19 protein-coding genes and 1 pseudogene are annotated in these 20,798 nt (G+C 44.0%); 4 read left to right on the forward strand and 16 right to left on the reverse strand.

What is annotated here, in order from left to right; all coding sequences use genetic code 11:
• The 7 genes from DA100_RS10630 to murJ all read right to left on the reverse strand — a co-directional run.
• The coding region (locus tag DA100_RS10630; RefSeq protein ID WP_138972106.1) for an Hcp family type VI secretion system effector at positions 1-506 on the reverse strand (506 nt) is incomplete at its 3' end.
• A gap of 344 nt (positions 507-850) precedes the next feature.
• Positions 851-1,816 carry a 4-hydroxy-3-methylbut-2-enyl diphosphate reductase gene (ispH, locus tag DA100_RS10635; RefSeq protein WP_171052205.1) on the reverse strand — a complete coding sequence of 322 codons (966 nt, stop codon included), beginning with the start codon at positions 1,814-1,816 and terminating at the stop codon, positions 851-853.
• A gap of 24 nt (positions 1,817-1,840) precedes the next feature.
• Positions 1,841-2,272: an FKBP-type peptidyl-prolyl cis-trans isomerase gene (fkpB, locus tag DA100_RS10640; protein ID WP_138972108.1), complete on the reverse strand. Its 432-nt coding sequence runs from the start codon at positions 2,270-2,272 to the stop codon at positions 1,841-1,843.
• A gap of 141 nt (positions 2,273-2,413) precedes the next feature.
• On the reverse strand, positions 2,414-2,917 hold the full coding sequence (gene lspA / locus DA100_RS10645; RefSeq protein WP_138972109.1) for a signal peptidase II: 504 nt from the start codon (positions 2,915-2,917) through the stop codon (positions 2,414-2,416).
• 74 nt (positions 2,918-2,991) lie between these two features.
• Complete coding sequence (gene ileS / locus DA100_RS10650) at positions 2,992-5,829, reverse strand: isoleucine--tRNA ligase (protein WP_138972110.1); 2,838 nt, start codon at positions 5,827-5,829, stop codon at positions 2,992-2,994.
• A gap of 55 nt (positions 5,830-5,884) precedes the next feature.
• Complete coding sequence (ribF, locus tag DA100_RS10655) at positions 5,885-6,829, reverse strand: bifunctional riboflavin kinase/FAD synthetase (protein ID WP_138972111.1); 945 nt, start codon at positions 6,827-6,829, stop codon at positions 5,885-5,887.
• Between the two features lie 85 nt (positions 6,830-6,914).
• A complete protein-coding gene (gene murJ, locus DA100_RS10660; RefSeq protein WP_138972112.1) occupies positions 6,915-8,483 on the reverse strand; it encodes a murein biosynthesis integral membrane protein MurJ in 1,569 nt (522 codons plus the stop codon).
• A gap of 247 nt (positions 8,484-8,730) precedes the next feature.
• On the opposite strand from murJ, the gene rpsT reads away from it, so the two are divergent.
• Positions 8,731-8,991: a 30S ribosomal protein S20 gene (rpsT, locus tag DA100_RS10665; RefSeq protein WP_021705632.1), complete on the forward strand. Its 261-nt coding sequence runs from the start codon at positions 8,731-8,733 to the stop codon at positions 8,989-8,991.
• A gap of 98 nt (positions 8,992-9,089) precedes the next feature.
• Here the strand turns inward: rpsT and DA100_RS10670 are convergent, their stop codons facing one another.
• Both DA100_RS10670 and nhaR read right to left on the reverse strand, forming a co-directional pair.
• Positions 9,090-9,386, reverse strand: coding sequence for a metalloregulator ArsR/SmtB family transcription factor (locus DA100_RS10670; RefSeq protein ID WP_138972113.1), 297 nt, complete (start codon positions 9,384-9,386; stop codon positions 9,090-9,092).
• A 174-nt stretch (positions 9,387-9,560) separates the two neighbouring features.
• Complete coding sequence (nhaR, locus tag DA100_RS10675; protein ID WP_138972114.1) at positions 9,561-10,451, reverse strand: transcriptional activator NhaR; 891 nt, start codon at positions 10,449-10,451, stop codon at positions 9,561-9,563.
• Positions 10,452-10,859: 408 nt separating this feature from the next.
• Between nhaR and DA100_RS10680 the strand changes: the two genes are divergently transcribed.
• Together DA100_RS10680 and DA100_RS21615 are read left to right on the forward strand one after the other, a co-directional pair.
• Positions 10,860-12,005: a Na/Pi symporter gene (locus tag DA100_RS10680; RefSeq protein ID WP_138972115.1), complete on the forward strand. Its 1,146-nt coding sequence runs from the start codon at positions 10,860-10,862 to the stop codon at positions 12,003-12,005.
• Between the two features lie 121 nt (positions 12,006-12,126).
• Positions 12,127-13,099 (forward strand): annotated as a pseudogene (locus tag DA100_RS21615) (tyrosine/phenylalanine carboxypeptidase domain-containing protein).
• 63 nt (positions 13,100-13,162) lie between these two features.
• On the opposite strand, the gene DA100_RS10690 reads toward DA100_RS21615, so the two are convergent.
• From DA100_RS10690 to rppH, 5 genes are read right to left on the reverse strand one after another with little or no spacing between them, the layout of a single operon-like run.
• Positions 13,163-14,014 carry a thymidylate synthase gene (locus DA100_RS10690; protein WP_138972116.1) on the reverse strand — a complete coding sequence of 284 codons (852 nt, stop codon included), beginning with the start codon at positions 14,012-14,014 and terminating at the stop codon, positions 13,163-13,165.
• 9 nt (positions 14,015-14,023) lie between these two features.
• Positions 14,024-14,845, reverse strand: coding sequence for a prolipoprotein diacylglyceryl transferase (lgt, locus tag DA100_RS10695; RefSeq protein ID WP_138972117.1), 822 nt, complete (start codon positions 14,843-14,845; stop codon positions 14,024-14,026).
• A 58-nt stretch (positions 14,846-14,903) separates the two neighbouring features.
• Positions 14,904-15,695, reverse strand: coding sequence for a sulfite exporter TauE/SafE family protein (locus tag DA100_RS10700; protein WP_138972118.1), 792 nt, complete (start codon positions 15,693-15,695; stop codon positions 14,904-14,906).
• 8 nt (positions 15,696-15,703) lie between these two features.
• The gene (ptsP, locus tag DA100_RS10705) at positions 15,704-17,950 is read right to left on the reverse strand and encodes a phosphoenolpyruvate--protein phosphotransferase (RefSeq protein WP_138972119.1); all 2,247 of its coding nucleotides are present in this window, start codon (positions 17,948-17,950) and stop codon (positions 15,704-15,706) included.
• Positions 17,951-17,952: 2 nt separating this feature from the next.
• On the reverse strand, positions 17,953-18,471 hold the full coding sequence (rppH, locus tag DA100_RS10710) for an RNA pyrophosphohydrolase (protein WP_138972120.1): 519 nt from the start codon (positions 18,469-18,471) through the stop codon (positions 17,953-17,955).
• 633 nt (positions 18,472-19,104) lie between these two features.
• On the opposite strand from rppH, the gene mutH reads away from it, so the two are divergent.
• Complete coding sequence (gene mutH / locus DA100_RS10715) at positions 19,105-19,770, forward strand: DNA mismatch repair endonuclease MutH (RefSeq protein WP_138972121.1); 666 nt, start codon at positions 19,105-19,107, stop codon at positions 19,768-19,770.
• On the opposite strand, the gene DA100_RS10720 is transcribed toward mutH, so the two are convergent.
• Together DA100_RS10720 and DA100_RS10725 are read right to left on the reverse strand one after the other, a co-directional pair.
• Positions 19,767-20,078 (reverse strand): DUF6482 family protein, encoded by a 312-nt coding sequence (locus DA100_RS10720; protein WP_138972122.1) that lies wholly within the window; start codon positions 20,076-20,078, stop codon positions 19,767-19,769. The two genes, mutH and DA100_RS10720, sit on opposite strands and share 4 nt — an antisense overlap.
• A 55-nt stretch (positions 20,079-20,133) precedes the next feature.
• On the reverse strand, positions 20,134-20,385 hold the full coding sequence (locus DA100_RS10725; RefSeq protein WP_138972123.1) for a DUF1127 domain-containing protein: 252 nt from the start codon (positions 20,383-20,385) through the stop codon (positions 20,134-20,136).
• Between the last annotated feature and the right edge of the window lie 413 nt (positions 20,386-20,798).

A 20,798-nucleotide genomic window follows, 5' to 3' on the forward strand; every position in this document is an offset into this window, starting at 1 on the left:
GGTTTACGCCAATCGTCTGAACCAGACGTACCTGCGTTGACGTGATCCCAAGTGATCTTACGGTACGACATTGAGACCGTGAGATTTTGCGTGAAGTCGGACATCGACGGATCTTGACAGTGTGGCATCTCACACTGGATATCGACGATAGACGCGTTTTCTAGCTTAGTGGTGAAGAAGTTCTCTTGTTTGCCTTCGATAGAGGTGCGGTACCATTTCAGTTCAACAGTCTTCATCTTCTCACCAGAAGAAAGCGCGTTGTACAGCAGTGGTACGGCTTTGTTGAGAGTGACAGTAAACTTGAAAGGTTTATGGACGCGTTGACCAGAAGGTTGACCAGATTGAGGATCGGTCGGAACCGAAATAACGTGGTCAAACTTCTGAACCAGCATCTCGTCTTCGTGACCTTCTACATAAGAGTCACCGATAGAGTCAGCCGTACAGGCGCCCGCCGTGATCAGACCCTGAGTTTCACCGTCGATAGAAATATAACATGGAGTTGGCATAGTAAAATCCTTAGAGGTTGTGTGTAATAACACTCACTCTTAATCAAAAAGCGTGCCAAAATGAAAATGTATATATTTCAATAATTTAAGCATTTGTTAATATACAAGCTGAGCAACTTTTTGCTCGAATCGAGCAAGATCTTGCCCAGATCGAGCAAAAAGTTGCCCGGAAGCAAAAAATGCACCGAGGAGACTGTGAACCATCACAAATGATGAAAAATCAGAAAATACCCCACTGCTACAGAGGGGTTGTTCGCAACAGTACGGTTTGCTATCCAGTGTGTTGCGAACACGTTAAGTGATAGGAGTTAAGCTTTAACGCAGGCTTATTGTTGTTGTGAACATTAATCGATTTGCTTAATCTGTAGCTCTTTCGGTACTTCAAAGAACATATTCTCTTCACGCCCTTGAATCTCTTCTACCGAGCGAGCACCGACCAACTCTTTTATTCGGTCTAGGATTTGGTTGACCAACTCCTCTGGAGCAGAAGCACCCGCGGTCACCCCTACTTTCGTTTTGCCTTCAAACCATTCCGACTTGATGTCTTCCGTGCAGTCAGTGAGGTAGCCCGGCGTTCCCAGCTTTTCTGCCAGTTCTTTAAGGCGAGTAGAATTTGAAGAGTTTTTAGACCCGACGACAATCATAACATCCACATCCTCTGCCATTTCGCGCACCGCGTCCTGGCGATTTTGCGTTGCATAACAGATGTCATCCTTGCGCGGACCCTGAATGTCAGGGAAGACACGACGCAGCTCGTCAATGACATCTGCAGTCTCATCCACTGATAGCGTTGTTTGGCTCACATAGTGCAGGTGGCTTGGATCACGCACCTTATCTTTAAGAGCGATTACATCCGCTGGCGTTTCCACCAAGTACATACCACCTTTATCACTGGCGTATTGCCCCATTGTACCTTCAACTTCAGGATGTCCAGCATGACCAATCAACACGACCTCCATATGCTTACGACTCGCACGAGCTACTTCCATGTGCACTTTAGTCACTAAGGGACAAGTTGCGTCAAAAACGGTGAGAGCACGCTCTTTGGCCTCTTTGCGTACTGCTTGAGACACACCATGAGCAGAAAAAATAACGATATTGTCATCTGGAACTTCATGCAACTCTTCAACAAAGATCGCACCACGCTGCTTGAGGCCTTCCACGACAAAACGGTTGTGAACCACCTCATGGCGTACGTAGATTGGTGGTTGGTACATTTCTAATGCACGTTCAACAATGCTGATCGCACGATCAACACCGGCACAAAAACCGCGAGGGTTGGCTAATAGAATTTTCATTTCATTGCTCATGGCGTTGTTTTCTTCTTTGGGCGGTTATTCTACTGACAAAATCTCAACTTCAAAAGTCACATCCTGTCCTGCTAGCGGATGGTTGAAATCTACGGTCACAGAGTCGCCAGCTATTTCGGTAATAATGCCAGGAATTTCCATTCCGTCTGGACCAGAAAAAGCCATGATGGTGCCCACTTCCACTTCCGCGTCACCCACAAACTTAGCACGGTCCATATGATGAATATTGTCTGGATTTGGCAAACCAAACGCATCTTGAGCTTTAAGTTCAATGGCCTTTTGGTCACCTGAGTTAAGACCCAGCAAACACTGTTCAAAGTTTTCACTAAGGCTACCATCACCAATCACTAGTTTGGCTGGTTTGCCCATGTTATGGGTACTGTCGGCAACAGACCCGTCTTTCATTTTGATCGTAAAGTGCAAAGTTACTGCTGAATCTTGGGCGATTGTAGTCACGTTACTGCTTCCTTGGTGTCGTTATTGTTTTAATAGATGTGTCGCCGTCAAATTGGCGCTCGGATTCAAACTAGACGGGTATACTAAAAAGCGCCATCGTAATCAACCGACAGCGCTTAGGGTTATTCAATTCATCACGAATTAAGCTTTGGCGTCGTCTTTTTTACGAAAGCCATCTAAGATAATCATCGCAGCACCAATACAGATAGTAGTATCAGCCAGATTGAATGCTGGCCAATGATAGTTGCCCCAGTAGAAGTCGAGGTAATCAACCACATAACCATGGACAACACGGTCGAAAACGTTACCAACCGCACCACCAATGATCATTGCATACGCAATGTTATTCCACTTTTCTGCAGCTGGAAGTTTACTCATCCAATAAGTCAGCATACCCGTTACGGCAAATGCAATACCGGTAAATAACCAGCGTTGCCAGCCAGCTTGATCACTTAAGAAACTAAATGCTGCTCCATAGTTATGAACATAAAGAAAATTGAAGAAAGGTAATACCTCAATTCGATTCGCCCAGCCATAACCCATGTTATCCATCACGAATAGCTTAATACCGATATCCGCAAGGAAGATAACCACCGCTAGCCACAGCCAACGTACACCTGATTGCTTTAATGGAATATTTGACATCTTTTATCCTAAAAATAACCCCAGTAGATACTGGGGCTATCGAATTACAAAAAAGTTCAAAAAGCTAACGCGAGTTACGCAAACTTACGTACTTCGCCTTCACCATCTACGTTCGATACACAACGACCACAGATCTTCTCATGGCCTTCGATCGTACCAACGTCTGGAGTATGGTGCCAGCAGCGGTCACACTTCTCGTTTTCAGTCGCTTTAACTTCAACAAACAGACCTTCAACATCGGTCGCTTGTGCTGCTTGAGATTTTTCACCTAGAGACTTAACCACGGCGGTTGATGTCAGTAGTGCAAAACGCAGTTCGTCTTCTAGCTTACCTAGCTTAGCCAGTAGTGCATCGTCGGCATATAGCGTGACTTCAGCTTGTAGAGAGCCACCGATTGTCTTGTCTTTACGAGCGTCTTCTAGCAGCTTGTTCACGCTACCACGAATCACCTGAATCTCAGCCCAGAACTCGTTGTTCAGCTCTTCACCTTCAGTCAATCCGAACAGGCCATCGAACCATTCACCAGTGAAAACAAACTTATCGCGCTCACCTGGCATTTCATTCCAGATTTCATCCGCTGTAAACGACATGATAGGAGCCATCCAACGTACCAACGCTTCTACGATGTAGTAAAGCGCCGTCTGACAGCTACGTTGAGCGTGTCCGCCACGTTTTGCTGTGTACTGACGGTCTTTGATCACGTCTAGGTAGAATGAACCCATCTCAATCGAACAGAAGTGCATCAAGCGCTGAGTCACTGCGTGAGTGTTGTACTCGCCGTACGCTTTAACAATCTCTTCTTGAGCGGCAAGTGCGCGACCAACAGCCCAACGATCAAGTGCAACCATTTCTTCTGCAGGAACAATATCCGTTGCAGGGTTGAAACCACTTAGGTTCGCCAGGAAGAAACGTGCTGTGTTACGGATACGACGGTACGCATCAGCAGAGCGCTTAAGAATTTCATCAGATACCGCGACTTCGCCAGTGTAGTCTGTTGATGCAACCCATAGACGCAGAATATCTGCACCTAGCTTGTTCGTGACATCTTTCGGTGCAACTACGTTACCAATCGATTTCGACATCTTACGACCGTGACCATCTACAACGAAGCCGTGCGTTAACACTTGCTTGTATGGCGCTTCACCTTTCATCGCGATAGATGAAATCAATGACGACTGGAACCAACCACGGTGTTGGTCAGAACCTTCCAGGTAAAGATCTGCGCTGTTGCCGTTGTACTCTTCACGAGCGTCAACTACTGAATAGTGAGTAACACCTGAATCGAACCATACGTCTAGAGTATCAAGTACTTTCTCGTATTTATCAGCGTCATCACCAAGTAGTTCTGAAATTTCTAGATCCCACCAAGCTTGGATACCTTTTTCTTCAACAAGTTGAGCAACTTTCTCAACCAGTTCAATTGTGTTTGGATGAAGCTCTGCAGTTTCTTTGTGAACGAATAGAGCGATCGGCACACCCCAAGTACGTTGGCGTGAGATACACCACTCAGGACGACCTTCAATCATACCTTCGATACGACTTTGACCCCACTCAGGCATCCACTCCACACCTTTGATTGACTCTAGTGCTTTAGCACGTAGACCTGCTTGGTCCATCGATACAAACCACTGAGGTGTTGCACGGAAGATGATTGGAGTCTTATGGCGCCAACAGTGTGGGTAGCTGTGCTCATAAGCGTGGTGATGTAGCAGAGCGCCTTTCTCTTTCAGCGTTTCAACGACCGCATCGTTCGCTTTAAATACGTGCTGACCAGCAAATAGCTCTGTATCAGGAAGGTAAACACCGTTTGAACCTACTGGGTTAGCCACTTCTAGGTTGTATTGGTTACCTACTGCAAAGTCTTCCTGACCGTGGCCTGGAGCTGTGTGAACAACACCGGTACCAGAATCAGTCGTAACGTGATCACCTAAGATCGCTGGCACGGTAAAGTCATAGAATGGGTGATTGAACTGAAGCAATTCAAGATCGCTACCCTTAGCAAAACCTAGGTTGTGGAAGTGCTCAATACCAGCACGGTCCATGACATCTTTCGCTAATTCAGACGCAACGATGATGCGCTCTTTAGACTCACCTTCAATTTGGACAAGTACATACTCTAGATCACCGCGTAAACATACTGCGCGGTTTGCTGGCAGTGTCCACGGTGTCGTCGTCCAGATAACAATTGAGATATCGCCTTCGCCTTCATGACCTTCATGACCTTCAATAAGATTAAACTTCGATAGTAGAGCCGCAGCATCTGTCGCTTTGAAGCGAACATCAATCGAAGGAGAAACTTTGTCTTTGTACTCTACTTCAGCCTCAGCAAGTGCCGAACCACAGTCCGTACACCAATGAACTGGCTTGAAGCCTTTCAGTAGATGACCATTGTCAGCGATTTTACCTAACGCGCGGATGATATTTGCTTCGGTAGCAAAATCCATCGTGCGGTAAGGCTTATCCCACTCTCCCATGATACCTAGACGCTTGAAGCTCTCTTTTTGACCTTCAACCTGACCTTGAGCGTATTTACGACACTCTTCACGGAACTCTGCCGCAGAGATCTTTTGGCCTGGTTTGCCTTTCTTCTTCTCTACCATTAGTTCAATTGGTAGGCCGTGACAGTCCCAACCTGGAATGTACGGTGCATCAAAACCAGAAAGTGTTTTGGATTTAATAATAATGTCTTTAAGAATCTTGTTTAGTGCGTGGCCAATGTGAATGTCACCATTCGCGTATGGAGGACCATCGTGTAGAACGAAAGATTTTTTGCCTTTCTTCGCTTTACGGATTTCACCGTAAAGGTCTTCTTTGTTCCAACGCTCAAGCATCTCTGGCTCACGATTGGCCAGATTGCCGCGCATCGGAAACCCTGTTTCAGGAAGGTTCAGGGTATCTTTATACTCACTCATCGATTCTTAATTCCGTTGTGTTGGGTGACAGTTAGACATTATGCCAAGCAGCGAACTAAACCGCTTGGTCTTTACGCTGACGCAGCCACACCCTTGCTGCTTCAGCATCCAATTCAATTTGTTGTTTCAAAGCTTCGAATGACTCAAATTTATGCTCATCTCGAATCTTATCTAAAAGTACGATTTCCAACTGTTTGCCATATAAATTGGCTTTAAAGTCGAATAAATGTACTTCTAGTTGCTGACGTACACCGTTAACCGTCGGTCGGTTACCAATGTTCGCCACACCTCCGATAGGCCCATCATCAAGACCTAATGCCTCAACGGTATAAACACCTGACACTGGAGATACGCAACGCTTTAGTGGGATATTTGCCGTAGGGAAACCAATGGTTCTACCCAATTTACGACCATGAGAGACTCGACCACTAATACTATAATGACGTCCTAACATTTGCGCAGCTTCATCAAGCTTATCTTGCGCTAATGCCCGACGTATTGCTGTGCTGCTAACCCGCAACTCAGCTAAGCGAAAGCTTTGTGTGCTGACCACTTCAAAGCCGTATTTTTTTCCTGCTTCTTGCAGCATCGCAAAGTTCCCCTTACGACCATGACCAAAGCAGAAATCATCGCCTACGACGAGAAACTTAACACCCAAACGCGCTACCAACAAGTCACTAATAAATGCCTCAGGGGTTTGATTGGCGAACTTAAGGTTAAAGTTTACACAAAGCAACCTTTCAATATTCAATTTACTCAGTTGAACAAACTTATCTCTGAGGCGTGTCAGCCTCGCTGGTGCTTTATCTTTAGCAAACAGTTCCAATGGCTGAGGGTCGAATGTCATTACCGTCGAGGGCAGACCTAATTCCTTAGCCTGTTCAGACACTTGTCGTAATACTTCCTGATGTCCAAGATGAACACCATCGAAGTTTCCGATCGTCAATACACACCCTTGATGGTGGGGTTTGATATTGTGAATACCTCGAATCAATTCCATTGGGGACTGCTAAAAACCTATCTATTGGCTATAAATACTGTCTAAAAGAGTTAACATTGCGTGAAACTGACGGATTATATACTAATCAGGTTCGCTCTGTCGCTGCTTTTAAGTCTTTTAAACGTATACCCATAACCAGAAGTGCCACCAAATAAACGCCTGCACCTAAACCAATCAGCATAGACAACCACATCACGCGATGAGCTAAACTCCAGCTCAGCCAAATACTCATCTCTTCCAACTGCCACATGATCGCTGTGACCATTAAGCCACCCGCAATAATTAGCTTGCCAACAAAGATGAGTGTTTTGCGTGTTAACTGGTAAACACCTGCGATATGCAAACCTCTATATAGTAGAGTCATGTTGACCAAAGCCGATAGTGCCGTCGCAATAGCCAGACCGACATAGCCATAAAAATAAGCGAAGATAGCATTGAAGACCATGTTCGTTACCATTGCGATAATGCCGTACTTCACTGGCGTTTTTGTATCTTGGCGAGAATAATAACCAGGGGCGAGAACTTTAATCAGCATAAAGTTGAGTAAACCAGACGCATAAGCCATCAATGACATCGAAGCAAACTCGACATCTTGTGGCGTAAATTCCCCACGCATGAACAGTACCATCAACATAGGTTTTGCTAGCACCATCAAGCCCAACATCGCGGGAATACCCAGTAGTGTCACCATGCGTACGCCCCAGTCCATTGTCTGGGCAAAACCTTCGTTGTGAGCATCGACGTGTTTGCGTGACAGCGCGGGTAGGATGACTGTCGCAATGGCTATACCAAATAAGCCAAGAGGAAATTCAAGCAGGCGGTCTGAGTAATAAAGCCAACTGATCGATCCCGTTTGAAGGAAGCTGGCGATAAAAGTGTCAAACAGCAAGTTTATCTGACTCACTGATACGCCAAATAACGCTGGAATCATTAACGTGCGAATTTTGACCACACCAGGATCTCGCCATCCCCACTGAGGTTTAACCATCACTCCTGCTTTTATCAAAAATGGGATTTGAAAAAGGAACTGGACTAAACCACCGAGGAACACACCAATCGCCAAACCAATTTCTGGTTGAGCTAGCTGAGGAGCAATAAACCAGGCCGATAAAATGATCATCACATTGAGGAACACTGGGGTAAATGAAGAAATGGCAAATTTCCCCATGGTGTTAAGTATTGCCCCAGAAAGAGCGACAAACGTGATGAACCATAAATATGGAAAGGTAATTTTGAGCATCAGGCTGGCCAGAACAAACTTTTCTGCCGACGGGCCGCCATGCATCCAATCTAAAAACCAGCCAAAACCAAATAGAGCCGTCACGATTCCCGAACCTAAGACACCAAGCAATGTCACTATCGAGACAAGAACCCCTAAGGTACCTGCGGCCCTCGCAATAAGTTGGCGAGTTTTATCCATATCTCCCGCAGCATGATACTCCGTTAGAACAGGAACAAATGCCTGAGAGAATGCACCTTCAGCAAATAAACGCCTGAGGAAGTTGGGAATTTTATTGGCAAAGAAGAAAACATCAGCGCTTGCACCCGCCCCCATCAGGTTGGCAACAACAACATCTCGCACTAGGCCAAGTACGCGAGAAATCAGGGTCATGGCACTCACTATCATGCCAGACTTGAGTAGGCGTTTACTCACAATTACCTCGGGAATCAAAAATTTCGCTCTACTTTACACTAGGAATGTCATAACCAGAGCAGATTAGTATTAGCATTGAAAAAAAAATACTGTTAGAATCCCCGCCATCTTAACCGTGAAGACCTTTCAATCCAAAATTTGTTTGGCTCGATTGGTTTTTGCACAAATTATTTGACATTTAAGAGCAAATAGGGGATATTCCTCGCCCTTAAATTGTCACTGAACTAAGTTTTTGGGAGTTAGACCCTTGGCAAATAGTAAATCTGCTAAGAAGCGCGCTATCCAGGCTGAGAAACGTCGTCAGCACAACGCTAGCCGTCGCTCAATGATGCGTACTTACATGAAGAAAACTGTTGCTGCTATCGAAGCAGGCGACAAAGCTGCTGCAACTGAAGCTTTTGCTGCAGTTACACCAATCCTAGACCGCATGGCTACTAAAGGCCTTATTCACAAGAATAAAGCTGCACGTCATAAGTCTCGTTTCTCTGCTGCAATCAAAGCTCTTTAATAGAACTCTGATTATACAGTGAAAGAAAAAACCGGCCTTGGCCGGTTTTTTTATATCTGCTATTTGTAAATGAGCAATTAATTGCTCATCAGCTGTTCTTAATTATCACAGTAAAGCTCGTGTAGTAACTGAATCATAGACTTCACTTCTTCACTGCTTAATGTGTAATAAACCGTTTGAGCTTCTTTTCGAGTATGAACCAGTCCATCTCTTCTTAACCAAGCCAAATGTTGCGACAACGCTGACTGGCTCAATTCCAGTTTGCAGCACAACTCTCCAACGGATAACTCTTGGTTATGGAGCAGGCACAAAATCTGAAGACGTCGTTCATTCGCCATCGCCTTGAGTAGCACCACTGCCTTTGCAGAGTTTTTTTCCATCTCTTGTAAATCCATCACCAATGACCTCTTGATACAAGCATAACTTTGACAAAAATTTTCAGCCTTACAGAAATAACTAACCTTCTGTACTAACCAGATTCGCACGATTAATAATTATGTTTAAGCGAATCATTAAATTATTAATTCAACTGAGAAAAATAATCTATTCAGTTTAATTAACCATCTGGTTTAATTAAATAAACTCGTAAAATCTACATCACAAACATTCTTTACAGCAGGGTGTTGAATCATCCTTTCAGCGAATATCACATAATACTCTTCTTTCAGTTCATCAATATGGCCTATCAACTGCAATGGGAGATCACTTTCTACTTCTTTAACGTAAATAGACGGCGCTAAGAAGATGACATCATGATGGTAACGGGCAAATGCTTTCATTAATGCCACATCATCAAACTCACCAAGGATATTCGCTTGAAGACCCTGTCGATCAAACCACTGTAATACTTTGCGGCCCATTGCGGTACGACTACCAGGAATAAGCAATTTACGCTGCTCTAATACAGCAGGAAAACTGACACTATCCACATTACCTGAACAGAAGAAACTCATATTGCACTCACCAAGTTTCTTACTATAGAGGCCAGGGCTTTGGCTCGAGTCAACCGGACAATCAGATAAAATCATATCCAGCTTATGCTGGGAAAGCTGTTCAAGTAGCATTTCATGAGTCGACTCAAAACACCGTAAATGGATGCTATTGTCATCAGGCACAGTGGTTAACAAAATTTTGCTCACCAAACGTTTAGAAAGCGCATCAGCCACACCAACATCAAAGAGTATGTTAGCTCGTTGGCTATAATTAACGATGTCGAGCATTTCATAACTTAGGCCAAACATTCTATCGGCATACTTAAATACCAATTGGCCAAGCTCTGTAGGTTCAATACTGCGACCATTGCGTTTCGTTAACTTACCGTCCATTCGATCTTCAAGCGCTTTAATTTGGCCAGTAACCGTCTGCGGGGTCAAAAACAGAGCATCGGCCGCTTTTGTTACAGAACCTTGCTTGCAGACCATCCAGAAGTAATAGAGGTGGTTGTAATTTAAATGCGACATCGCGATGACTCTTTTGGTTCGAATGGATAAGGTTATAACAAATGCTGAGCATGACAACAATAACTCGGAAAAACTTACACATTTACAGATTACCGTATGTTTTACCGAACTTTTAAATTCAATTATTACAAACCAATGTAATAAATGATTCACCAAAAGGATTTTTCTCCTTTTTTTTGATTTTTCTCACATTGAACAACCACTAACGTTCTAAGCGAAAATAACTTTAAAATCAGAATCTTACATAAATTGTAAAGTTCAAAATACACCTATATTCGTTTGTAATGATGAAAAACAAAGCGGTTACACGGAACTGTAATATTACTGAAATATTTCATCTCTACCATCAGCCTCAGTTTCAACAACAGACCAAAACAAAGACATTAACGGTCCACGGAGAAAATGATTATGAACCAAGCTACTACTACAGCGGCGCCAATTTCGAGCACTACTCGCTGGTTGCGCTGGGCTAACTTGGCATTCATGTTGTATCTGCTACTTCTAGCGGTATCGATGGTTGGCAGTGGTTTTAAATGGGCGACTGGCGATCAAGCTAAAGTTCTATTTGAATTTGCCTCTCACCCTGTAGCAGGTTTGATGATCGGCTTAGTCGCAACAGCACTGATCCAGTCTTCAAGTACAGTAACTTCAATTATCGTGGGCCTCGTTGCCGGCGGTCTTCCGGTAGAAACAGCTATCCCTATGGTGATGGGTGCGAATATCGGCACAACAGTGACAAATACGCTTGTTTCATTAGGACACGTTCGTTGCAAAGAAGAGTTTAAGCGCGCTTTTGCCAGTGCAACTATTCACGACTTCTTTAACCTTCTTGCGGTTGCGATCTTCCTACCTCTTGAAATGATGTTTGGTATTTTAGATAAGATTTCTCATTGGTTAGTTTCTCCGTTCCTAGCAACGGGTGATATGAGCATCAAAGGTCTTAACTTCATCAAACCAATCACTAAACCCGTTGTTAGCGCAGTGAAAGAACCACTAAGCACATTTGGTGACACGATTGGTGGTGTCCTGCTTATCGCACTGGGTATCGCAACTATCTTCGTCGCAATTACTGTAATGGGTAAGTTGATGAAGAGTCTAATGGTTGGCCGTGCGCGTGAGATCCTAAAAAATGCGATTGGTCGTGGTCCAATTCACGGCATCACGTCTGGTTCAATTGTTACTGTGCTGGTTCAGTCTTCATCGACAACAACAAGCCTGATGGTTCCACTGGTTGGTACTGGTGTACTAAAAGTTCGTGATGTATACCCATTTACACTAGGTGCTAACATCGGTACTTGTATTACCGCTCTACTAGCAGCAACAGCAGTATCTGGCGAGTTCGCAGTATTCGCTCTTCAAATTGCTCTGGTTCACTTAGTATTCAACATCATGGCAACAGTATTAATCTACGGAATTCCATTCCTACGTGAAATTCCTCTCAAAGGTGCTGACTTCATTTCTGATATGGCAGTTAAGAATAAAACGGTCGTTATAGGTTACTTACTATCCGTATTTATCTTGCTACCTGGTGTGATTCTGGCAATAACTGCATAATCAGCCAATACGATTTCTGAAAGGAGAGCCCATGCTCTCCTTTTTTGTTATTTATGGATCGGTTTTCATTGGTAAAAAATCATCAGCTGATACACACTGAAGAAAAACAGCGACGTACACTATGATGGACCATAAAGAAAACGAACAACTACTCGCCGTGGCAGGGCAAATAGATCAACAACTGTCATCACTCGTTGAAGATATCGATATCTTAAGCAGCGTAACGCCACAAAATTATGCCGAAGAGAGGCAGCGTTTTTTCGATAATCGATTTTCTGTCGAGCCTAACTTTGTCTATAAAGAGCAGACGTTTGATGTTCATCAAACCAAGCGTGATCTTTACTCTCTTCCTATCGAAAATATCGATAATGAAAAACTCCGTTCACTCTATGCTGAAGTAATTCAATCCTATGCCGATAAGCTTGATCAGCTCAGTTCTATTGGTTGTGCGGACTTCTTGTATAACTCGCTACGCTATTTTGGTGAGCCAAGTCACCAAAGTAAAAATTAATGCTTCGGCAAGCATCTCTGCGAATGAACTTCGCGCCCTCACCCACCATGAATTAGGTGTCCATCTGTTAACCACTTTGAATGGTCAAGCACAACCACTGAAGTTGCTGAGTCTAGGTTGTCCTGTCAATACGACTACTCAAGAAGAGCTGGCTATCTTATGTGAGTTTCTTTCTGGTCACTTTAGTCTGCAACGCCTCAGAACATTGGCACTTCGTGTTGTCGCAGTAGAATCCATGATCGTTGACCGCGATTTTAGAAATACCTTTATGCTACTTAAAGAGCAGTATAAAGCGGACGATATGACGGCATTTACGATTACAAGCCGTGTATACCGTGGCGGAGGCTATACCAAAGATTACCTCTATCTCGGAGGGTTTAGAGAGATTCTCAACGCCTATGAGCAACTCGGTGAGGATTTTAATTTGCTGCTGGCAGGTAAAACGGAGATACGCTATTTCTCGACCATAAAATCTTTGGTCGAGGACGGTATCCTTATTCCTCCTAAGTTTATTAGTCCGGCTATCGCTAATCCTGCGCTTACGGATCCTATCTACAAGTTTGTCGCCAACGCGCTGAAATAACCATCTGAAAAACAAAAAAAGGGCTCTTGGAGCCCTTTTCTCATTATTCAAAATTAAACCGTGTTACACCGAAAACGGATATTGAATCGGATCATGGTACTCATAACCTTCAACCCAAAAATCATCCAGTGTCACCCAAGTTTCTAAATCTTCTAGACTCTTAATCTCAGGGTTAATATGGAAGCTCGGCGCTTTTAGTGGCTCACGCTTTAACTGTACATCACGCATCAACTCCAATTGGTCTTCATAGATATGTGCGTTAACAATCTTATGATACGCCTGACCCGGCTTCTTACCGGTAATTTGCGCCATAATGGCCAAAAAGACGTAGACCTGAACCATATTGAAATTAAGCCCAAGAGGAACATCACAGGAGCGTTGAGTACTGTTTAAATAAAGCGTATCACCCAGTAACGAGAAGTGATGACTGTACATACAAGGACGCAAGCAACCCATATGGAACTCACCAGGGTTGTAGAAGTTTAGAATTTCACCGCGATCATCAACACCACGAGTCAGATCATCTACAATTTTACGCAGTTGGTCGATATGACCACCATCAGGTTTGGCCCATGCTCGCCCCTGAACGCCGTAAACGCGCCCCATATCATCGTCACCTTTACGGTAAGGGTTATTTAGCCAAGCTTCATTCAGATTCGCATTTGCATCCCACGTTTTCGTACCTAGTTTGCGAAAGTCCTCAGCGTTATCGTAACCACGAATATAGCCAAGCAACTCAGCAACGGCGGCCTTCCAGAAGCTTTTTCGCGTTGTCACCAATGGAAACTGGTTATTTGCCACGTTGTACGTTAGATCCGCATTGATAACGGTCAGGCAACGTTTGCCAGTACGTTCGTTTTCAATCCACTCACCTTGGTCAACGATTCGCTGACAGAGATCTAAATACTGTTTCACACCAATTCCTTACTTCGCTTGTTGTGGTAATTCATCTTTGTAATGGCCACGTTTATACGCCCAAACCATCATCAGAATCCCGATAATCACCATAGGTAGTGAGAGGATTTGTCCCATTGAGATAAATCCACCAAATAGACCTAAGTGGGCATCCGGTTCGCGCACGTATTCTACAAGGAAACGGAAGGTTCCGTAACCCGCGAGAAACAATCCAGACACCGAACCGAGCGGGCGAGTTTTTTTAATAAACCAGTTTAAGATAAAGAACAGTACCACACCTTCCAACGCCATCTCATAAAGCTGAGACGGATGGCGAGGCAAAGGACCACCATTAGGGAAGACAAACGCCCATGGCACATCTGTTACACGTCCCCACAGTTCGCTATTCATAAAGTTACCCAAACGTCCCATACCTAAACCAAATGGCACTAACGGCGCGATAAAGTCAGCGACACCAAAAAAGGTTCGGCCATTTTTCTTTGCGTACCAGAACATGGCGCTAATCACACCAAGGAGACCACCGTGGAACGACATTCCCCCCGTCCAGACCTTAAATAAATAAAGTGGGTCTTGAAGGAAAAGGTCAAAGTTATAGAAAATTACATAGCCAACACGGCCACCGATCACAACCCCTAAGAAACCGGCAAATAGCAAGTCAGATACCTGCTCTCGCGTCCAGCCACTATCGGCTTTATCAGCTCGTCTATTGGCAAGCCAGAGCGCGAAAGCAAAGCCGACTAAATACATCAATCCATACCAACGGATAGATAGCGGTCCAATGGAGACAAGCACTGGATCAATATTTGGAAAAGTTAGATATCCCTGAGACATAGGATTAATACTCTTTATAAAGTTCAGATTATTTCGAAACGTATAAGATGAGAGCGCGTTATAGCAACATAGTTCCGGCAACAAACATTAAAAATAGTGCAAAGATTTTTTTCAATGTAGGTGTAGGTAATGAGGTAGCAAGCTTAGCACCAATGCGCGTGGTGAGCATAGAGGTGAAAGCAATTGCGATTAAAGCAGGTAGATAAACGTAACCAATGCTATACGCTGGCAAATCCTCAATCTTGTAACCATGGAGAATAAAGCCGACCATTCCTGAAATGGCGATAAGGCAACCACACACTGACGACGAACCCACTGCTTTGCGCATTTCGATACCATGGCGGTTTAAGAACGGAACCGATAGAGAACCGCCACCAATACCAGCGAGACTCGAAATAACACCAATACCCGTTCCATAAAACATAGTGACAGTGCTGCCTGGCATGCTCTTAGATGCTTTGCCATGAATAGAAAACAACATCTGAATAGCCAGTAACAATACGATAACCCCGAAGACTCTCGGTAAGTGTTGAGACGGAATCCATTCGGCGACATTCGCGCCTAAAAACCCGCCAACAACCACGCCTGGCATCAACCACTTGACCACGAACATATCGACATTACCAAGTCTAAAATGATTGAGTGCAGATGAACCAGAGGTCGCAATAATACTCGCTAATGACGTAGCCAGAGCAATGTGCATACTAATATTTGCATCGATACCGGCCGCAGGGAGCATAAACAATAAGGCTGGAACAACAATGAGCCCACCACCAATCCCCAACAAACCAGCCATGACGCCGACCACGGCACCGAGAGCCATAAAAGACAAAAGTAATTCTATCGACACATTGAACCCTATTTGTTACCTGCTCGAATAAAGCCTGCGAAGCCCTTATCCTCAAAAAATGACTGCATCATAGTATAAATGTTATGACCATAAGGTTGCATCAAAGCTTTGTCAGCCAGTTGTTGCAATTCTCCAGTTTCGGTATGACGCAACAAGTACTTCACCTTAGCAACGTTTGAGGTATTCATACTTAGACTTCGGTAACCTAAACCGACCATCAATAAAGCGCCAATTGGGTCACCGGCGAGCTCTCCACAGATACAGACTGGAATATTTAATTCCTGACAGGTCGAATGAATATGCTTAAGGGCCATGATCACCGAAGGGTGCATTGACTCATAAACATCCGCTACACGTGAGTTGTTACGATCAACCGCTAGTAGATACTGAGTTAAGTCATTAGTCCCGATAGAAACAAAATCGACTTTATTGGCAATCAACGGCAGCAGATAGATCATCGATGGAACTTCGATCATCACTCCGATTTGTGGCATACGAATGCGTTGATCTAACAGCACCACTTCTTGGTGAGCGCGTTCTATTAGAGCAATCGCATCATCAAGCTCTTGAGCCCCAGAAACCATAGGTAACAAGATACTTAAATTCTGATGAGTGGCACTCGCACGCATCATAGCGCGGATCTGCATCAAGAAAATATCTGGATGATCCAATGTAAAACGAATCCCACGCCAGCCTAAAAATGGGTTGTCTTCCTCAATGGGTAGATATGGCAATGCCTTATCACCACCCACATCCAAGGTACGCATCACCACACGTTTATCTGGATAGGTGTCTAACACAGCTTGATACTGCTGAGTCTGCTCTTCTTCTGACGGAAACCTGTGTTGAAGTAAGAAAGAAATCTCGGTTCGATAAAGCCCTACGCCGTCGACACCTTGGTTAATCGCAATATTGGCATCAGCACTCAAACCCGCGTTCAACATCACCTCAATTCGCTCACCGTCTTTGGTAAAAGCGGGGTCTTCGATGCGTTGATTAACCTTGTTAGCCAATTCACGCTCTTCATTAGCTAAAGCACGGTACTCGCGTAGTAACTGTTTGTTTGGTGAAATCAGTATTTTTCCGCTGTAACCATCGACGATACCCAACTTGCCTTTTATCGCTTTAGGGTTAAGGTTAGCCCCCATTACCGCGGGAATGCCTAATGCACGGGAAAGAATCGCAGCGTGAGAATTGGCCGCTCCTTCCAGTGAGATAACCGCGAGTAACTTATCTTTGGGAATCGAAGCGAGCAAGCTTGCTGTCAACTCCCTAACGACTAAAATAACGGGTTTATCAATGACCGTTCTATCTTGATCCGTGTTGTACAAGAAGAACAATAACCGTTGCCCCAATTCGCGGATGTCCTGAGCTCGTTCTCTGAGATAAACATCCGACATACGAGCAAAACGGTTAGAGTAGGATTCGACCACTTGACGCAATGCCCAGTCTGCTCGGTCTCCCTTGTGAATCTGCGCCTTTAAATCTTTACGCAGCATAGGATCATTAAGCAGGTGGGTAAACAGATCGAAAATCGCTAGCGCATCTTTATTGATCTCGTTATCAAGTCGCTTACGCATTCGGCGAAAATCATTCAACGCCTCTTCGATCGCCAACAGTAACCACTCTTGTTCGCGTTCAATATCCAGCGTCGATGCAGGATAAACATTCGTCAGATCAGGCTGGGTGTCATCCCACCAAAAATCACCTATCGCTACCCCTGATGAAGCGGGTACGCCACGTATTGCTTGCTGTTTTTTCTCAAGACGCCAATGTCCCTGAGTTTGGGCATGTGCAATGATAACCGCAAGCTGAGCAGCCAGCGTGACTAGGAATGACTCCTCCATCTCATTAAATAAGCGAGGCGTTTTTTGCTGAACCACCAATACACCGAGAACTTGCTTACGATAGATAATTGGCGTGCCAAGGAAGCTTTGATAAATCTCTTCACCAAGCTCAGAAAAATACTTGAAATCGGGGTGTTTTGAGGCTTCAGCAATGTTAAGAGGTTCGGCACTACGCTTAACCAAACCAACGAGACCTTCACTAAAGCGAATGTGGATTTTATCGCCTTTGAAACGCAGGCCTTGAGTCGCCATTAACTCTAAGCGCTGCATCTCTTCATTGGCGAGATAGACAGTGCAACACTCAGTGCTCATCGCACTGCATGTCTGTTTAACCAAGATATCTAAAGCCTGATGAACTTCATCGACTTTAGAAACTTGTTCAACTATTTCCCTTAGTTGAGAAAGCATGTCTATCCTCTTTTGTGTTTACGTTTGCCTTTCACTCTGCGTTCTTTAAATGGCATTGCCATTGATGCAAACTCTTTCATTGCCCGACGATAAACATCGCGCTTAAAAGAAACCACTTGTCTGACTGGATACCAATAACTTACCCAACGCCAACCATCAAATTCAGGGGAACTACCACGTTGCATGTTGATCCTTGATTCATCACAATCTAAACGCAGTAGAAACCATTTCTGTTTTTGGCCGATACAAACAGGCTTAGAATCCCAACGAACTAGCCGCTTAGGTAACTTGTACCTCAGCCAATGACGACTCGTCGCTACGATTTTTACGTCTTTTTTGCTAAGACCAACCTCTTCATATAACTCCCTGTACATTGCTTGTTCAGGGGTTTCACCTTCATCAATCCCTCCCTGAGGGAATTGCCAAGAGTGTTGTCCGTATCGTTTTGCCCAGAAGACCTGACCATGGCTGTTACAGATTACAATACCCACATTTAAGCGGTAACCATCGCCATCTATCACTGGCCAACCTCTATTAAATTCTTAATTACAGTGATTTTTCCACATATCCCCAATATGAGCAAACTTACTAGTGTGACTAACACAGAAAATATTACTTTGGACACCCAAAATGGATAACTTTTAATCAAACCAAAGGTTACTCACACAGTTGTGAGACATAGCCCACATTTATTCACCTTTTCTGTGTATAAGTATGTGAAGAATCAATGAGAAAGTGATCAATAAGCATACAGCTTGAGAAGGAAACACATAAAAAACATGAAAACAATAGAAACAAATAAAATAAAAAACAATAACTTAAATATTCAAGCCAAATATCATAAAGGCCTATCGTTAGAGCAATTCATCTTCATGATCAGATCGGTCAAAGATCCACCAGCAGTGCATTTATCCACACCACGATCATCAAGAGTCATCATCCGAGCCAAAACTCAAGCTATTTTGTCTGCCTAAACCCCTGTTAATTCATACATACTTGCAAAAAAATCACTTTTTTTCGTCATCACCTGTGGATAACTAGTTGAACGTTGATCTTTTCACCAATTTTTAGAACTGTTCGATCTTTGCTTGTTGGTCGTAATTTGAAAGTAATTCGCTACAATAAGCACATTAAACCAATCGACACCAACCGATATGAAATCAGAGCCTAAGTCCGAGCAAGAGTTACTCTCCAGAGCCTGCGATATTGCGGGGATGTCCTTTCAAGAGTTAGCGGCAGAAGCCGACATTGATGTGCCACCCGATCTACGCCGAGATAAAGGATGGGTTGGACAACTATTGGAGTGGCACCTAGGAGCAACCGCGGGCAGCAAGCCACAACAAGATTTTGAACAGCTGGGAATTGAACTAAAGACAATCCCGATCAGCTATATCGGAAAACCACTCGAAACGACTTTTGTTTGTGTCGCTCCGCTGATCGGTGTTCACGGCCTGACTTGGGAAACCAGCCACGTGCGTAATAAACTGTCACGCGTGCTTTGGGTTCCAGTTGAAGGAGAACGAGAGATCCCCCTTTCAGAAAGGCGAGTGGGCTCTCCTCTTATCTGGTCCCCAACGGAGGAAGAAGAACAGCAACTGCGCACTGACTGGGAAGAATTAATGGAAATGATCGTGCTCGGTCGTGTTGAACAGATCACCGCACGCCACGGAGAAGTACTACAACTTCGTCCGAAAGCAGCAAACAGTCGTGTTCTAACAGAGGCCTATGGTGCCAGTGGAAAGCCAATAAAAACCCTGCCGCGAGGTTTTTATTTAAGAACCCAATTTACGGCAAAGATTTTGGAGAACAACTTCATTTAGTGGGTTGTGATTAATATCTCTTGATCATGATACGAAGGGCCATCACCTAAACCACATTCATCATAAGCATTGTGTAAACGAAGATATGCCCTCTCCACTCCCAAACGATTGAGTTCATCTTTGACTTGTTCTAGTGAGTCAAAGTGAACGGGGTCATCGTCGATTCTTATTGGTTCGAGTTTGTGCTTGTATTCAACTGCGAGCAAGTATTGAGATAGGTCTGAACAGCTTATAACAAACACCTTAGGTGGTTGGTAACTTTCTTTGTGTTCACCATGAATCCACTTATGTAATTGAGTTTTTTGCATTCTTCACCTCCAGTATTCAATTGAGTCGGGCAGGCGAAGCCACCTGCCCTTTTGATTACGTCGGTATTCGCGCGCTTAGCACACGACGAAGATGACGAATGCGGCGTTCGGCCTTAACGCTGTCTGGCTCAGAAAAGCCGATTGGGCGTCCATCTAGCTCAAGACCAATATCACGTAACAAATGCTCATTATTCCATGGAATATCGAACGCACTGCGACGTAATTTGCGTTTCCATTGCTTCTCTTCACGACGTAGATCAGCTTTTACCAATAGCGTGGCTAGTTTTAGATATACAGAATGACTCATGAGTTTTCTCCAGTTGAGTTTGGTAGCTGGGAAAAGATCAACGAATCGATAAAGATCAATAGGGTGTTTTAATTCGCTGCTTTCCCGCAGCCAATTAAAAAATGTGGATACGGACTAATTACATTAGGTCAGTTAGTTTTCGATCGGCGCCAAACGCACTGCATTTGAAGTCAGCCATCTTAGAGATGGTTAGATCGATAGAGACACAAATAAATGATTTAACAGTGATATGTTTCATTGTGTGCCTCCTAGCTAATGTAATAATCCAAAGTTTGATGGGTATGAGCTCTAGCTCATGGTTAAATTCTAACCATGAAGGTTATAAATTCAACCCTTTTTTGTCGATAAGATTAAAACAATTTTTTAACCCAAAAATAACCAAAATGGATGGTTAGATATAATACATTCAACTT

This window comes from Vibrio sp. Hep-1b-8, from assembly GCF_006124995.1.
Lineage (GTDB): Bacteria > Pseudomonadota > Gammaproteobacteria > Enterobacterales > Vibrionaceae > Vibrio.

Coding starts and splice junctions, on each gene's coding strand:
- ispH (WP_171052205.1), bottom strand. CDS start 1,816: ATGAGCAATGAAATGAAAATTCTATTAGCCAACCCTCGCGGTTTTTGT.
- lspA (WP_138972109.1), bottom strand. CDS start 2,917: ATGTCAAATATTCCATTAAAGCAATCAGGTGTACGTTGGCTGTGGCTA.
- ileS (WP_138972110.1), bottom strand. CDS start 5,829: ATGAGTGAGTATAAAGATACCCTGAACCTTCCTGAAACAGGGTTTCCG.
- ribF (WP_138972111.1), bottom strand. CDS start 6,829: ATGGAATTGATTCGAGGTATTCACAATATCAAACCCCACCATCAAGGG.
- DA100_RS10670 (WP_138972113.1), bottom strand. CDS start 9,386: ATGGATTTACAAGAGATGGAAAAAAACTCTGCAAAGGCAGTGGTGCTA.
- nhaR (WP_138972114.1), bottom strand. CDS start 10,451: ATGTCGCATTTAAATTACAACCACCTCTATTACTTCTGGATGGTCTGC.
- DA100_RS10680 (WP_138972115.1), top strand. CDS start 10,860: ATGAACCAAGCTACTACTACAGCGGCGCCAATTTCGAGCACTACTCGC.
- lgt (WP_138972117.1), bottom strand. CDS start 14,845: ATGTCTCAGGGATATCTAACTTTTCCAAATATTGATCCAGTGCTTGTC.
- ptsP (WP_138972119.1), bottom strand. CDS start 17,950: ATGCTTTCTCAACTAAGGGAAATAGTTGAACAAGTTTCTAAAGTCGAT.
- mutH (WP_138972121.1), top strand. CDS start 19,105: ATGAAATCAGAGCCTAAGTCCGAGCAAGAGTTACTCTCCAGAGCCTGC.
- DA100_RS10720 (WP_138972122.1), bottom strand. CDS start 20,078: ATGCAAAAAACTCAATTACATAAGTGGATTCATGGTGAACACAAAGAA.
- DA100_RS10725 (WP_138972123.1), bottom strand. CDS start 20,385: ATGAGTCATTCTGTATATCTAAAACTAGCCACGCTATTGGTAAAAGCT.